The organism is Terrimonas sp. (assembly GCF_003075435.1).
GTDB lineage: Bacteria > Bacteroidota > Bacteroidia > Chitinophagales > Chitinophagaceae > Agriterribacter.
Genome location: NZ_QCZJ01000001.1, coordinates 397,936 through 412,027 on the forward strand (window position 1 = coordinate 397,936; position 14,092 = coordinate 412,027).

16 protein-coding genes are annotated in these 14,092 nt (G+C 40.4%); 7 read left to right on the top strand and 9 right to left on the bottom strand.

Translation table 11 applies throughout. The features are described from left to right. The first annotated feature begins 40 nt into the window (after positions 1-40). Complete coding sequence (locus DC498_RS01560; protein ID WP_116872353.1) at positions 41-556, top strand: hypothetical protein; 516 nt, start codon at positions 41-43, stop codon at positions 554-556. 173 nt (positions 557-729) lie between these two features. Here the strand turns inward: DC498_RS01560 and DC498_RS25955 are convergent, their stop codons facing one another. Then, complete coding sequence (locus DC498_RS25955; protein ID WP_133176731.1) at positions 730-882, bottom strand: helix-turn-helix domain-containing protein; 153 nt, start codon at positions 880-882, stop codon at positions 730-732. A gap of 81 nt (positions 883-963) precedes the next feature. Beyond that, positions 964-1,206: a helix-turn-helix domain-containing protein gene (locus DC498_RS01570; protein ID WP_116872355.1), complete on the bottom strand. Its 243-nt coding sequence runs from the start codon at positions 1,204-1,206 to the stop codon at positions 964-966. A 309-nt stretch (positions 1,207-1,515) separates the two neighbouring features. Between DC498_RS01570 and DC498_RS01575 the strand changes: the two genes are divergently transcribed. Together DC498_RS01575 and DC498_RS01580 are read left to right on the top strand one after the other, a co-directional pair. Beyond that, positions 1,516-2,022: a hypothetical protein gene (locus tag DC498_RS01575; RefSeq protein ID WP_116872356.1), complete on the top strand. Its 507-nt coding sequence runs from the start codon at positions 1,516-1,518 to the stop codon at positions 2,020-2,022. A gap of 50 nt (positions 2,023-2,072) precedes the next feature. Beyond that, entirely contained in the window at positions 2,073-2,681 is a 609-nt protein-coding gene (locus DC498_RS01580) for a hypothetical protein (RefSeq protein WP_116872357.1), read from the top strand. Positions 2,682-5,254: 2,573 nt separating this feature from the next. On the opposite strand, the gene DC498_RS01585 is transcribed toward DC498_RS01580, so the two are convergent. Both DC498_RS01585 and DC498_RS01590 read right to left on the bottom strand, forming a co-directional pair. Next, positions 5,255-5,590, bottom strand: coding sequence for a type II toxin-antitoxin system RelE/ParE family toxin (locus DC498_RS01585; protein ID WP_116872358.1), 336 nt, complete (start codon positions 5,588-5,590; stop codon positions 5,255-5,257). Then, a complete protein-coding gene (locus tag DC498_RS01590) occupies positions 5,580-5,798 on the bottom strand; it encodes a hypothetical protein (protein ID WP_116872359.1) in 219 nt (72 codons plus the stop codon). Before DC498_RS01590 ends, DC498_RS01585 begins: the two co-directional genes overlap by 11 nt. A 1,114-nt stretch (positions 5,799-6,912) precedes the next feature. Between DC498_RS01590 and DC498_RS26715 the strand changes: the two genes are divergently transcribed. Next, the gene (locus DC498_RS26715; RefSeq protein WP_370443888.1) at positions 6,913-7,104 is read left to right on the top strand and encodes a type II toxin-antitoxin system RelE/ParE family toxin; all 192 of its coding nucleotides are present in this window, start codon (positions 6,913-6,915) and stop codon (positions 7,102-7,104) included. 142 nt (positions 7,105-7,246) lie between these two features. Further along, positions 7,247-7,828: a hypothetical protein gene (locus tag DC498_RS01600; RefSeq protein WP_133176732.1), complete on the top strand. Its 582-nt coding sequence runs from the start codon at positions 7,247-7,249 to the stop codon at positions 7,826-7,828. A gap of 159 nt (positions 7,829-7,987) precedes the next feature. Here DC498_RS01600 and DC498_RS01605 read toward each other — a convergent pair whose 3' ends face one another. After that, complete coding sequence (locus DC498_RS01605) at positions 7,988-8,530, bottom strand: hypothetical protein (RefSeq protein ID WP_116872361.1); 543 nt, start codon at positions 8,528-8,530, stop codon at positions 7,988-7,990. 87 nt (positions 8,531-8,617) lie between these two features. On the opposite strand from DC498_RS01605, the gene DC498_RS01610 reads away from it, so the two are divergent. Continuing rightward, the gene (locus DC498_RS01610) at positions 8,618-9,499 is read left to right on the top strand and encodes a hypothetical protein (RefSeq protein ID WP_116872362.1); all 882 of its coding nucleotides are present in this window, start codon (positions 8,618-8,620) and stop codon (positions 9,497-9,499) included. Positions 9,500-9,530: 31 nt separating this feature from the next. On the opposite strand, the gene DC498_RS01615 is transcribed toward DC498_RS01610, so the two are convergent. The 4 genes from DC498_RS01615 to DC498_RS26720 form a co-directional block, all read right to left on the bottom strand. Next, complete coding sequence (locus tag DC498_RS01615; protein WP_116872363.1) at positions 9,531-10,004, bottom strand: hypothetical protein; 474 nt, start codon at positions 10,002-10,004, stop codon at positions 9,531-9,533. Then, entirely contained in the window at positions 9,997-11,151 is a 1,155-nt protein-coding gene (locus DC498_RS01620) for an AAA family ATPase (protein ID WP_116872364.1), read from the bottom strand. The genes DC498_RS01615 and DC498_RS01620 overlap by 8 nt, the downstream gene beginning before the upstream one ends. 12 nt (positions 11,152-11,163) lie before the next feature. Further along, positions 11,164-11,583: a hypothetical protein gene (locus DC498_RS01625; RefSeq protein WP_116872365.1), complete on the bottom strand. Its 420-nt coding sequence runs from the start codon at positions 11,581-11,583 to the stop codon at positions 11,164-11,166. Positions 11,584-12,096: 513 nt separating this feature from the next. Then, positions 12,097-12,327, bottom strand: coding sequence for a helix-turn-helix domain-containing protein (locus DC498_RS26720; protein ID WP_116872366.1), 231 nt, complete (start codon positions 12,325-12,327; stop codon positions 12,097-12,099). A gap of 474 nt (positions 12,328-12,801) precedes the next feature. On the opposite strand from DC498_RS26720, the gene DC498_RS01635 reads away from it, so the two are divergent. After that, entirely contained in the window at positions 12,802-14,085 is a 1,284-nt protein-coding gene (locus DC498_RS01635) for a TlpA family protein disulfide reductase (RefSeq protein WP_116872367.1), read from the top strand. Positions 14,086-14,092 lie beyond the last annotated feature (7 nt).

The window sequence follows — 14,092 nt, forward strand, 5'->3', positions numbered from 1 at the left end:
GTTATAAACTCGAATACTTCAACATTAATTTTTCTGATCAATGCTACTTAAACCTTCAACCTTTATTCTGCTTTGCTTGCTTGTTTATAGTTATTCTTCAAATGCGCAGCAGGCAAAAAAGCCACAGTTGGAAGTAACCGGTTCTATAGATTTTGCATTAAATGAGGGATATCCACTTTGGGGAGTTGGAAGCCATGTAAAGCTCCTATTTCCCGTTGGCAAGAAAAGCAATGCTTTAGTTGCTACGTTGGGCATTGACAGGCTGTATGAAGATTTAGATTACGACGCATATAGCTATACTTTTGCACTTACTTCTATTGGATATCGAAAAAATATAAAGTCGGCTTTTATTGAGCCCAAAGCAGGTTTTGGCATTAATATAGAAGGCGGTCATGACGATTTTTGTGGCTTTATTGGTATAGAACCGGGTATTCAAAAACGGAAATTTACTTTTTCAATTGATTATCGTTTTATTTCTTCTGATGGATTGGCTTACGGGGATCATTTCCACACATTCGCTATCAGGATTGGTTATAAAATTCTCGGAAATAAATAGCCGTGAAAACTATAGTTAACACCGCGCCTTGCTGAATAGCGCACAGAACGTACCACCGATATTCATCGGGGTGCTTCATGAGCAGTTGAATAGTATTGATGAAGCACAAGTGAGTGACACAACGGAAGCTGATAGTAGCAATGTAGCCGGCTACATAAAAATATTAAAAAACATCATCCTGTTTCCCAACGGCTTAACGTTTGCCGGTCTTTTTCAGCATCGCTTGCAAAGGTTAATTGATTTTTCCCAGAGCGTTCCCGGAGGTCTTTAATTCTCCTGGCTATTTTCTCTTTTAAGACCAGATCAATATTGTCCAACTTAGGCATGATTGCAAGGTGAATAATCTATAAAAAAATAATGTCAGCCGGCAATAGACGGTCTAATTTCTAAACCCTTTACATATAAATTCAATCCTCAAAATCAAACTCAAAATCCAGCAGCTTTTTAGGATGTATTTCCAAACCCTTAGCGAGTTCTAATAGCGTCAACATTGTGATGTTGGCTTTTCCCTTTTCAATTTTGCTTATATCGCTGTAATCTATATTACAGTTCTGGGCTAGTTTTCTATAACTTAGTTTCTTCTTCTTTCTAAACTTTTCAACTTGCTTTCCAAATTGAACTAAAAAATCACTATCAGGAACCTTTTCCATAATACATTTTGTAGTAAGGTCTTACTCTACAAAAAAATAAATGTGGGAATAAATCCCCACTTTATAATATTTCTTTGTATATTTACAAAGAAATTATTTTTGCGATTACTTCATAAAAACATTTGAAGCAATTCGCTTTGAATCTCGAACTGAAACGTCGGAAATTTCAATTGCAACGAGATGATAAGCAGAATGGCTCACGACCTAGGCGTGAGCTCTCTTATCCGTTGCAGGGCCTCCGACGGCCTCAGTTCGGTAAGTTGAGCGCCACGCCTTTTTTGTGCGGGTGCCAGCCTAAAACTTTTTGTTATGAACAACGCCGTTGCCACACCTGCACAAAACACCAACATCCATTTCAACGAAACCCAATGGCTGCAGGCCCTGTTCCTGCTGGCAGATACCCAAAGCTGGCTGCAGCAATTGCAGGAGGGGCTTATCTGGCAACTGCCGGTAAAGCACCGTAAAAAGCTGCTGCGTAAAGGCTCCTACCTAAGCAGCAAAGCCCTGGCGCATATTTTAGAGCGCCATTACTACAAAGTGCCGCGCCACCCGCTTACCGGCAAGTTTACCATACCCATACCGCAAATTGTAGCCTGCATAAGAGATGCCTGCCAGCAACCGCCCCAACCCCTGCCCGTACCGAAAGGGGCGGGAGTGCCCTGCAGTCCCCACCTGCAGCGGGTACTGGATACCGGCACGCCGCTCGGCCACGATACTTCCGGCAATACCGTAACAATTATTACGGTCATTACCAGCACCGGCGGAGAGATCATCACCGCCTTCCCCGGCATAATACCGCCGCAGCAAGACCTATAAGGTTTTTGAAACCTTATAGGTCTATACAAGCCTCACCTAAAAATAAAAAGATGAAAACCAAACACCACAAAGACCCGTTTACCACCCAATGCTGGCTCTGCGAATGCATTACAGACCCTTACCAGGTAATTGCCCACTTCTTTGCCGAAGCCCATGTGCACCATTTTCGCAGGCTCATCAAAAAGCTCGTGAGCCATGCCAGCGGGGCAGGTATATACAAAGGACACCCGCCCGGCGATATACTTTTAGACAGCAAGCTCATCCGCTCGCTTATACAAGCCACCCATGCTTTGAGGCATAAAAAGCACAGGTCGGTTACCATTAAAAAAGAAGAGCTCTTCCATAAAAAATACTATTGCAGCCATTATGTTAGCGCTGATGCGTGGAAGGAGTTCCCACGCTGCCTGTCTGAAAAAGAATATAGTGATCCCTACCGGGCATTTCAACGGTTTTTCGATTACCAGTCGCTCAATGACTGGCTGCAGTGCTGGGAGCAGGTAGTGGAGAATGCCCTGAACAGTGATACTACTGCTATAGCAGCCCCGCTAACAGTATGCACCCATTTGATAAAGCTGGTAGAAGCCGCGCACCTGGTGGATGTAAGGGAGGTAACGCATGTGGGTGAATGTGTAAAGAATGGCAGGTCGTTATCATTATAATGGTATTTGCTGCAAGGGGGATGATTCTCTTGTACATTTTCCATATGCTGTCCGCGCTGGCTTGGTTATAATGACTGCATACTCATCGTCATTTCGAACCCGCCCACAGGTTGTATTTAATTAAGTGCATGTTGCGGCGGGTGAGAAATCCGTTGGGCAGTAGTGCGAATGCTGAACATCAGTACCAAAGCCCGGCAGATTTCTCCCTCGCATAAGAGTGATTCAACTACAGTGTTCGTGTTGGCTCAGTCGAAATGACGGTGCACATCGTCATTTCGAACCCGCTCTCAGGTTGTATTGAATTAAATTCATGTTGCGGCGGGTGAGAAATCCGTTGGGCAGTAGTGCGAATGCTGAACATCAGTACCAAAAAACCGAGCAGATTTCTCCCTCGCATAAGAGTGATTAAACTACAGTGTTCGCGTTGGCTCGGTCGAAAGGACGGAAACCGCTACCGTCATTTCGAACCGCCCACAGGTTGTATTGAATTAAGTGCATGTTGCGGCGGGTGAGAAATCCGTTGGGCAGTAGTGCGAATGCTGAACATCAGTACAGAAAACCGAGCAGATTTCTCCCTCGCATAGGAGTGATTAAACTACAGTGTTCGTGTTGGCTCGGTCGAAAGGACGGAAACCGCTACCGTCATTTCAAACCTGCCCTCAGGTTGTATTGAATTAAATGCATATTGCGGCGGGTGAGAAATCCGTTGGGCAGTAGTGCGAATGCTGAACATCAGTACCAAAGCCCGGCAGATTTCTCCCTCGCATAAGAGTGATTCAACTACAATATTCGTGTTGGCTCGGTCGAAAGGACGGAAACCGCTACCGTCATTTCGAACCCGCCCTCAGGTTGTAATACACTAAACGACTATTACGGCGGGTGAGAAATCCGTTAGGCAGTAGTGCAAAAGATGAACATTAGTACCAATGCCCGGCAGATTTTTCCCTCGCATAGGAGTGATTCAACTACAATATTCGTGTTGGCTCAGTCGAAATGACGGAAACCGCATCCGTCATTTCGAACCCGCCCTCAGGTTGTAATAAATTAAACGGCTATTGTGGCGGGAGAGAAATCTGTTAGGCAATAGTGCAGATGTTGAGCATTAGTACCAATGCCCGGCAGATTTCTCCCTCGCATAAGAGTGATTAAACTACAGTGTTCGCGTTGGCTCAGTCGAAAGGACGGAATCCGCATCCGTCATTTCGAACCCGCCCTCAGGTTGTAATAAATTAAACGGCTATTGTGGCGGGAGAGAAATCTGTTAGGCAGTAGTGCAAATGCTGAACATCAGTACCAAAGCCCGGCAGATTTCTCCCTCGCATAAGAGTGATTAAACTACAGTATTCGTGTTGGCTCGGTCGAAATGACGGAATCCGCATCCGTCATTTCGAACCCGCCCTCAGGTTGTAATGAATTAAACGGCTATTGCGGCGGGTGAGAAATCTGTTAGGCTGTAGTGCAAAAGATGAACATTAGTACCAGTGCCCGGCAGATTTCTCCCTCGCATAAGAGTGATTCAACTACAGTGTTCGTGTTGGCTCGGTCGAAAGGACGGAAACCGCTACCGTCATTTCGATCCCGCCCCCGGGTTGTAATGAATTAAATGTATCTTGCGGCGGGTGAGAAATCTGTTAGGCAGTAGTGCAAAAGATGAGCATTAGTACCGAAGTGGGCAGATTTCTCCTTCGCAAAAGTTACATTAAATTATAACGTTCGTGTTGGCTCGGTCGAAATGACGGAAACCGCTACCGTCATTTCGAACCCGCCCTCGGGTTGTAATGAATTAAATGCATGTTGCGGCGGGAGAGAAATCTGTTAGGCAGTAGTGCAAAAGATGAGCATTAGTACCAAAGCCCGGCAGATTTCTCCCTCGCATAAGAGTGATTCAACTACAATATTCGTGTTGGCTCGGTCGAAAGGACGGAAACCGCTACCGTCATTTCGAACCGCCCTCGGGTTGTATTGATTTAAATGCATATTACGGCGGGAGAGAAATCTGTTAGGAAGTAATGCAAATGTTGAGCATTAGTACAAATGCCCGGCAGATTTCTCCCTCGCAAAAGTTGCATTAAACTATAGTGTTCGTGTTGGCTCGGTCGAAATGACGGAAACCGCATCCGTATTCGCCATCCAAAAATATATTTCACCAATACGGATATACAGCTCCCGGTGTTCTTCCTGGTGATTCATAACTCACTTAATTTACAAAATGCTGTGTAATGCAATCTATTTGGTAAATCTGGTAGAAGCCGCGCACCTGGTTGATGTAAGGGAAGTAACGCATGCGGGTGAATGCGTAAAGAATGGCAGGGCGTTATCATTATAATGGCATTTGCTGGAAGGGGATGGCTTTCCTTGACACTATTTTCCGTACTGGTTTGTGTCTTTACCCGTCCTGGTTCATCTTTCCGGCACACAAGGCTGATCACAGGCAGACATTACTGAGAACATCATGAAAAGCTGAGAGGAAAAAGAAAGATTTGGGGATGTTCATGCTTTATCAGATAACTATCGGGTAAAACAAATGATCGGCAGGAGATCCAGAGGTGCGAACCACGGCGGGAATGTTCACACTATTTGTCAGCATTTAAACTTTCTATAATTAATTTGATTGTTTTGTCATCTATGCTATCAAATTCCGATTTGTCATAAATTGTCAATAAATAAACTTCTTTGTTGTCAGTAACAAAATAAGTTATAACTCTGGCTCCGCCACTTTTTCCTTTTCCTTTGCTTTTAATAGCAAGCCTGATTTTATAAGTTTCATTTCCTAAAGGTGTTCCCGTGTCTGGTTCTTTTTCTAATATAGCACCTAAGCTGGCAAGCTCTTTTTTGAGAGATGGAAATTTCCTGATAAGCCGTTTCGCTTCCCGCTTAAACTTATCGCTGGGAATAACACTAAAGCTCATTTAAAAACTCGTTTAGTGTCTGCTTATGTCCTTTTGCTTTTTTAAGACTTTCGACTTGTTCAAATGCCTCTTTAAGGTCTGATTTCAGCTTTAAAGCCTGTTCATACTTTTTTAGCTTATTCAGTACTTTTTCCCATTCTGTCAGGGGTAGCTGAACAGCATTTGTCCTGCCATTCATGTCGTTAACATATTGAAGTGCAATTTTCATAGTTCAAATTTACATTGTTTTGTTGAATCCTACATTGTTGAGAAAAGCTTTTAGCGCGCAGAAAAGCGTAGATTTGATTTGCCGTGAAACCCAAAAAACAAATAAAATCAGCAAAGCTAAAGCTCTCCAAATATTTTAGTATTGATAAAGCCCTGAACGGGAATTCTGATGATCAGCCGCTGTTTAAAGATAAAGTTGACTGGGCAAATCGTATTCTGAAAACGGTAGGGTTTCCTAAGTAATAAATTACTTGTCGTTATACGGAAACTGCAACCGTCATTTCGCCGTTCAAAAATATATTTCACCAATGCGGATATACGACTTCCGGTGTTTTTCCTGGTGATTCATAACTCCCTTAATTTACAAAATGCTGTGTAATGCAATCTATTTGATAAAGCTGGTAGAAGCCGCGCACCTGGTGGATGTAAGGGAGGTAACGCATGTGGGTGGATGCTTGAAGAAGGACGGGGCGGTATCGTTATAATAGCATTGGCTGCAAGGGGGATAAAGGGTGTATATCCTATGGAGAAAACGCCAGTTATAAAAATAAAATCACTCTTACGCCATTCCGGGTAATCAATAAGGCGGAGCATCAATCATAAAAGCGATAACAGAGATTGCTTCGCCGCGTATCATTCTTAATATTTGAGGTCGCTTCGGCGGCTCGCAATGACGGCGAGTGGTTGAGTAAATGTATGCTTTGCCTTAGTGCTGATTGCAAAAACAAAACACTTTTACCGTCACTGCGAACCCGCCCGCATGAAGATTTGAATTAAAAGAATGTTACGGCGGATGAAGCAGTCTCGTTCATCATTCAAGCGTGAGATTGCTTCGCCGCAGAACAGCATGACATTGCAAGACTGTGCAGGCGGCTCGCAATGACGGCGTGTGGTTGAGGCATTGTATACTTTGCTTTAGTGCTGATTGTAAAAACAAAACACTTTTACCGTCACTGCGAACCCGCCCTCATGAAGATTTGAATTAAAAGAATGTTACGGCGGGTGAAGCAGTCTCGTCCGTCATTGAAAGCTGAGATTGCTGACGACTTAAATGATATTGGGATTATACTTTTGAAAAATGGTCTGAAAAGCAGGCTGACAGATATTATTTGACATTGAAGTTTACCTGCATGCAAATTGGAGAAAACCCGGAACCTGGAAAACAATACGATGGAATAAGCAGTAACTTACTCGGACTAAGAACCGGGAAACACATAATATTCTATCAACAAATTGCGGAAGATGAAATCGAAATCATCAGAATTCTACACGAACGAATGGACTTAAAAAACAGAATTGACGAATAAAACTGCCATCCAAAAATATATTTTTAGTTCTCCGCAGAGTCTCAATGCCCAGCTATGTGTGTTGGCTGGACTCTGCGGTAGGCGGGGAATAGGGGTATTAGTTTAAGGTAATGTTTTCATATCTTAGTATTAACCTATGCCGGTGCGCCGCCAGATATCAGAACCATTTGGAATATATTCCATCACATTTACGTGTGCCAGGTGGTTGCATCTTTTCTCGCTTACCAATGGCTATTATGCAGTTTACAATTGGTTTAATTATCTGAAAATACAAGGACATTATATTGTAGGTTACGTAATAATGCCCAATCATGTGCATGCAGTAATAGGTTTTATGAATACCGGTAAATCTATTAATACTATAGTGGGCAATGGTAAACGTTTCATGGCATACGAGCTGGTATCACAACTGGAGCAACGAAATAGTTATAGCATATTGGTGCAACTACAAAAATTGGTGAATGACACAGATAAATCTCATAATAAGAAACATGAAGTATTTGAGCCTTCATTTGATCACAAAGAGTGTATAAGTGTTAATTTTATTGAGCAAAAGTTGCAGTACATCCATATGAATCCATGCAGATGGAATCCAGCACTTGCGATACAACCTGAAGATTATATGCACAGTTCTGCCAAATATTATATTACCGGGGAACAGGGTGTATATGAAGTTTATAACTACATGTTATTACAGGATGTAGATTTGACAAGGCAACGTTGATGAGTATGCCTCGCAGAGTCCAGCCAACACACATGGCTGGGCATTGAGACTCTGCGGAGAACTGAATAGATAAAACAATTTTTACACTTATTTAAAGCCTGACCTGCCTGCGCCTAACACTGAAAGACCAGCAGGGGCATAAAAATTGGTAAGTTAATTCTATTTCTTTTCACCAATTTTATCATTATCAGGCTGTTTATATCTCTCTTTGAGTCTTGAAATCAGCGCACGTCTGTTAAACTTTTCATCGAAAGCATAAGCAGGTATAAATCCAGCGATCCAGATAGCCAATGTTGACAACCCGGAAAGATCAAATTCAATAGAAATAAATACAGACAACATCAGTAGTCCAAATCCAACCCAGGAATAATAGGTTGCCTGTTTAACCTTCAGGTAATATCCATCATCCCTAAAATTCTGTTTTACTGCAAAATGTATAAGCGGAATCCACAGAAAATAAAAAAAGTTTTTTTGAGCAAGACTCAGATCATCAAAAACTAATTTTCGTATAGCACTTTCAAAATTTGACTCAACAGTTTCTTTATAAGTTTTTATATCAGCTTCAGAAATTTCCCTCTTCGAAAGTTCTTCCAATGCAATTTTAACTGCCGCATCTGTATACTCAAATTTATTATCTATTATGTCAAGCAATTTTTCTGTCGGGGCTTCAGCATATGTTTTCCTCAGATCTTCGGGGTTCATAACATGGTTTAAGATGTTTAAAAATATGCATAAAAACAATTGTTTTTTATTACCTTAAAAACTATTTGGAGTAAATAAACAATTGTAATGCTATATCGGAGTTTTGAATTTTTTTTAATTATTACCATCGTTTTTGCATACAATCGTAAGGAAAGAGATCGTATAACTGAATTACCGGAAACTGCTTCAAAAATTATTCATTACCTGGATAGTAATACGATCCAGGAATATGACAGTGTACGTTTTAATGCTAAAAGAAATGCTAATAAGTATGAGTGGGTATTTGCAGATAAAGAGCATATCGCATTTATATATTCTATAGGATGGGGAGCAACCATTGCAGAAATTCCAAATCCAAAAGATAGTGTGGAAAGGTTCTGGATCTCTGATTCTGCGTATTTTTTACGGATGTTTCCACTATATGTAACCCTCCCTCCTTTTCATGTTGAGATGATAAAACACTGGGATAGTACAATCAGCGTAACAAGTAGCTGGGATTACGAAGTAGTAAACGAAGACACTGTATTTTATGATAACTTAAAACCTGCAGACCTGTTTAAAGGAGAAGATGCATTTGAATATTTCAGAAAACGCAATGATATCATGGATAGTCTCGGCATTCATGGCATAAACAGGTGGAGAGGTAGTAATTGTTTATTGATAACCCTGCATTCCCGAAATGAATTTTTGTTCTACCGGCAGGATCGTACCGATGATGATATTATGGTAACAAAGGAATTAGACAGCATACTTGCAACAGGTAAAAAAATAAATACATACTGGACATATGTCTATAACCCATCTTTAAAAAATAAGCCCTTTCTGAAACCTCTTGTTCTGCTTAATTGTGCAGTTTATGGTAAAGCTTTGATTAATAATCTTGCTACAGACTTAAGCCGGCTTCACAGGAAGGAGTTTAGCAGGAGCAACCTTATCTATATGAAGCTTTTTAACTTGAATATCCAATAAGTGAGAAGCCTTCTCACTTATTGACGGCAATTTAAGGTAAAGCCAATCTTGCTACCGGCTTGATGTTGTTCTGAATAGCTCGCCTGTATTGTGCAGAATTGGGTAAAATATGAAAACCGTTAGATTGAACCCAGTAAAAGGGATGCCTGCTTGTAGCTTTTATAGCATTAATACGTGGAGCTTTATTGTGAAGCCAATCTTTTAGCCATTGCAGCTTTCGTATAACGGTACTTACTTCTCCTGTATCAGCAGAATGTACTTCAACAAAAAAAGTTTCGCCTTTATAAGAAAAGCAATAATCCCACCTGTTGTCTTGCGGGTAAATTGCCACAGTAGTCCCATCTATATCAACACTTCCTTCGCATCTTCCGGGATCTTGCAATACTACCTTATTACTATATCCTCCTAATGCCTGCAAACCGGGGCAATATGCATTACTTACATCGGGGGTGTTTTTTACGGCTTCTTTAAAAGTATCTTTTGCCTGCTTTTTACCTTTACTCATCTGCTGTTACTTTTAAAATAATATCCGATGCTTTTGTACTAAAAGAAGACAATCCCCCCCATTCAGCTATGCCTTTATCATCACTGCCTGCATCCAGACTGCTAATATTTTTAATAGAAACACTTTCATTGTCGCCTCTGTCAAAATAATAAGTACAAATGTTTTTCTTCAAAACATCATTCAGCATTTCTTTTAGCGGAGGTGTTAGTTTTTTAACATCAAACAGATCAGCCAAAGATTTATAATCACCACCTTTCTCTTTCAGGAATTTAAAAGCCCAGGCAAACTCCAACAAGACAGGAGAATGTGTAGATATTATTACCTTATATCCTCTGCTCATTAAATCCATTACCTGCAAAATGACTGATTTAATTGCCTGCGGGTGAAGTCCCATTTCCGGCTCTTCAATAATAACATAATCTATATTCTCTTTCTTGCTTGTTTTCGATGGCGGGCACAGCCAATAAAAACTTAAAAGCAACGGCATAAATTCCTTTTGCCCGGCGCTCCATGCCATAAACGGGATGCTTGAACCACCTAAATCAAGCTTAAATCTTTTCTTTCCGGTTTTATCTATGGTGATCCTGCCGTCGTGAAATATGCTTTGATTAAATGATGCCCGAAGTGGTTCTTTTAATCGTTGCGATTGAGGAAATATAGTATCGCTTCTGCCTATGCCATGCTCCAGTAGTTGGCGCAGTGTTTCGCTAAACTGCCTCAACACATAAGGAACAGAATCTTCATACTCGGTAAAATATCGGGGCCATCCGTTTTGTAAGCACACAACTCTTTGAGCCGGTACATAAAATAATTGCTCCTCTGCTCCTTTAATGCTTTCTTTTCTCTTAGGCAACAAAAAACTCAAAGGATAGCTCTTATTATTAAAGGTAATTTCTGTCTTACTATCCCAAACACCTGACATTCCCTCTCCGAAATAACGATCTAAAATTTGGGCTTCTTTATTACCCCAAATAAACCCATATTGCTCAAGCGTTTTTCTAATATGTTTTTTATCAAGCAGGAGCTTAATAAGTTGTAGTAATATACTTTTCCCACTTGCCTGCGGACCTACAAATAGGGTTAGGTCGGCAAATTCTATATCTGCTGATCTTATCGGCCCAAGTTTATTTATAACTAAATGCTCCATACTTATTTTTCATTATTTAGTCTTACTCCTTCGAGATACTGACTTGTATTGTTTTAATTCTTTTATCTTCCTAAATTCTTTAAGGGCAGAAACAAGAGATTTGTTTAGACGGATTTCGCTATTAATTTGTGACGACAATTTGTCGGGCTCAAATCCGATGTAGTAAGCAAATCGGTGAATGTCTGATACTGAAAACTTGACGGGGTTTCTGAACTTATTAGAAAAACGCCCGTGATTAACTCCTATTTCGTCAGCCATGGCTTTTGAAAAAAGAGGCTCTAACTCTTTAAGGGCATTCAAATTACCACTATCAATGATTGATTTAATAGAAAGACACTTGGATTTAATGTCCTCTTGTATATCTTCAAGAGTTTTTACCTTACGCCCCTTTTTAGGTTTTTCAGAAACCGTTTTACTAATTGATTTACCCATCTAAAAAAAACTGAGCTTTAAAAGTCATTAAACTGCTTTAAATTTAATTTTTTATTTACATACAAAACAATAACATAAACAAAATATATACAAAAATATACGTTTCGTATATATTAATTAATTATATTGTATTTTATAGTTCTTCATTTGTATATAGCCTCTCCTTTTCGGGAGAGATAACTGTATAGAATAATGAGCTTTGTGCTCAACTTACTTAATAAGTAGAGGGCGCTCAACTTGTCCCAGCTTCTGAATCTGGCGATTCAATCCAGTACGAGAATGAGATTAAGTGCCCAGCTACCTTTGTTTACAAAGGGGGTGGGCCTTCTTAGCATTTATACTGGGTCCGTTCTCCGGAACGGTCGGCTTTGTCAGGGCACAAGCTATTCTTATAATGATTGATAAAAAAATACTCGTCTACCTAGTAATTAAAAAATCATTGCAAAAAACAATCGCCTATAGGTTAGTATTTTAATAAAAATTAACTATCTTAGCGGATAAAGAAGAATATTCTTATACAGGTTTTTTAGGCAGGAAGTCCTGCGGGCTGCATTTTAGAATTTTGGCGAGTTCATTCAGGTGCTTAATATTATAATGTGATGTATATCTTGGACTCTCAACTTTTCCAATAAATCCAACTGACACGCCTAATTCAAAAGCCAAATCTGCTTGAGAAAGATTTCTTTCAAGCCGTTTGTTTTTTATTTGTTCTATCACATACGTATCGATCTTTGTTTTAACCACTTGCTAATAAGTAAGTAGCAAAGATTTATCAAATGTTGAAACAAGTCAATTGCCTATAGGTAAGTATATTAATAATTGCGCCTGATGTTAGTATTTTATAAATATTATTCTATTTTCTACTTCCGGTCTTGCAGATTTTTTATTACTGCGATCATGCGAAGAACACCTGCCCTAACACTTTTTTATTCTGCACTATATATAAATAGTGATATAGATTATCTGCACGTACAGTTACCCGCTTTTTATCATTCCTATATCCTACTCTTTGCCCGCAAGCCCAAAAACCCGGTGTAAGTACCTGGCAACGGGCAGGAGCTGTGGCATAGTTTTTAAAGTTTTTCTCATGTTTTACTATAGCCGTCACCGGCTCCTTCCCCTTGCCGATTCTTCAATATTTATGATTGGCTTGCTGCTTCTCCCCGTACCTGCGGGGTAAACAGCGGTTGTTTTTTATGTACTAAACCAACTGCAAAAATGAAATGGATTTTTTGCTTAATGGCATTACTATGCCATAACCCAAGCACTGCACAAACCAGTAATAATATAAAGCCCCTCAGTATAGGAGATACCCTGCCCGCCGGCCTGGTGCTTACCAATGTAGTTAACTACCCCGGTTCTGAAATACAACTATCCGAATATAAGGACAAGCTGATTATCCTGGATTTCTGGTCATCGTGGTGCGGAGCCTGTATAAAGCTATTCCCGTACATGGATTCCCTGCAGCAACAGTTTAAAGACGATATTAAGATAGTGCTTGTGAATGGCAGAAGCAAAGCATCTGGTGATGATGAAAAGAAAATCAGGAAAATAATAGACGGCGTTGGAAAGAGAACGGGCAAGCCTGTTAGTTTGCCGGTAACATTCGATAACCCTCTGTTGGATGATTACTTTCCTCATCAGTATTTGCCTCATGAAGTTTGGTTGGATAGTAATGGAGTTGTACTGGCTATTACATCTTCTGAAGAAGTAACGCCGGATAATATTAAGGCCTTCCTGAGCGGCGAACGCCCATCCTTGCATATAAAAAATGACCTGAAAAATTTTGATGTGAACAAGCCGCTGTATGTTAACGGAAATGGCGGTAATGGAGAAGTGTTCTTATCACGCTCTGTTTTTACCGGGTATATAGAAGGATTAAAAAATAACATAGGGCAGGTAAATACAGCTACTACAAGCCGGCTTTATGCATTCAATCAGCCATTCTCAATTATTGTAAGAATGGCCTACCCTGAAGAAATGAAATTGCCGGCAAACAGGATAATGCTTCGAGGTATGGCTGCTGAAAAACTGATGGGGCCGCCAGATAGCAGCGCTCCCTATCAGCAGCTATATTGCTATGACCTGGTAGTTCCTTTAACTTCTGAAAAAGCGCTTTATAGTCACCTGAAATCGGATATGCAGAGAACCTTTGATCTTAAAGTAACTAAAGAAAAACGAAAGCTGGACTGCTGGGTACTTACCGCCACTCCGGGCGTTGCCAAGGCCTATACCAAAGGGGGAGAAACAAATTGGGATTTAGATGCTTACAGCAAGGATAAGTTCATGCAAAATCAACCCATTGGTACGGTGGTTTATGTATTAAATGCTTTCTTTTCTACACCACTTATTGATGAAACAGGATTGTCCCAAAATATTGATCTTAAGCTGCCTCAAAACCTGAATGATACCAGCGCACTTATTAAATCATTACAAGATGCCGGTTTCCGGGTTGAAAAAGCAATACGGGAACTACCTGTAACTATTATCACCACCAATTAATCAAAAA

Coding starts and splice junctions, on each gene's coding strand:
- DC498_RS01560 (WP_116872353.1), top strand. CDS start 41: ATGCTACTTAAACCTTCAACCTTTATTCTGCTTTGCTTGCTTGTTTAT.
- DC498_RS25955 (WP_133176731.1), bottom strand. CDS start 882: ATGCCTAAGTTGGACAATATTGATCTGGTCTTAAAAGAGAAAATAGCC.
- DC498_RS01570 (WP_116872355.1), bottom strand. CDS start 1,206: ATGGAAAAGGTTCCTGATAGTGATTTTTTAGTTCAATTTGGAAAGCAA.
- DC498_RS01575 (WP_116872356.1), top strand. CDS start 1,516: ATGAACAACGCCGTTGCCACACCTGCACAAAACACCAACATCCATTTC.
- DC498_RS01580 (WP_116872357.1), top strand. CDS start 2,073: ATGAAAACCAAACACCACAAAGACCCGTTTACCACCCAATGCTGGCTC.
- DC498_RS01585 (WP_116872358.1), bottom strand. CDS start 5,590: ATGAGCTTTAGTGTTATTCCCAGCGATAAGTTTAAGCGGGAAGCGAAA.
- DC498_RS01590 (WP_116872359.1), bottom strand. CDS start 5,798: ATGAAAATTGCACTTCAATATGTTAACGACATGAATGGCAGGACAAAT.
- DC498_RS01605 (WP_116872361.1), bottom strand. CDS start 8,530: ATGAACCCCGAAGATCTGAGGAAAACATATGCTGAAGCCCCGACAGAA.
- DC498_RS01610 (WP_116872362.1), top strand. CDS start 8,618: ATGCTATATCGGAGTTTTGAATTTTTTTTAATTATTACCATCGTTTTT.
- DC498_RS01615 (WP_116872363.1), bottom strand. CDS start 10,004: ATGAGTAAAGGTAAAAAGCAGGCAAAAGATACTTTTAAAGAAGCCGTA.
- DC498_RS01620 (WP_116872364.1), bottom strand. CDS start 11,151: ATGGAGCATTTAGTTATAAATAAACTTGGGCCGATAAGATCAGCAGAT.
- DC498_RS01625 (WP_116872365.1), bottom strand. CDS start 11,583: ATGGGTAAATCAATTAGTAAAACGGTTTCTGAAAAACCTAAAAAGGGG.
- DC498_RS01635 (WP_116872367.1), top strand. CDS start 12,802: ATGAAATGGATTTTTTGCTTAATGGCATTACTATGCCATAACCCAAGC.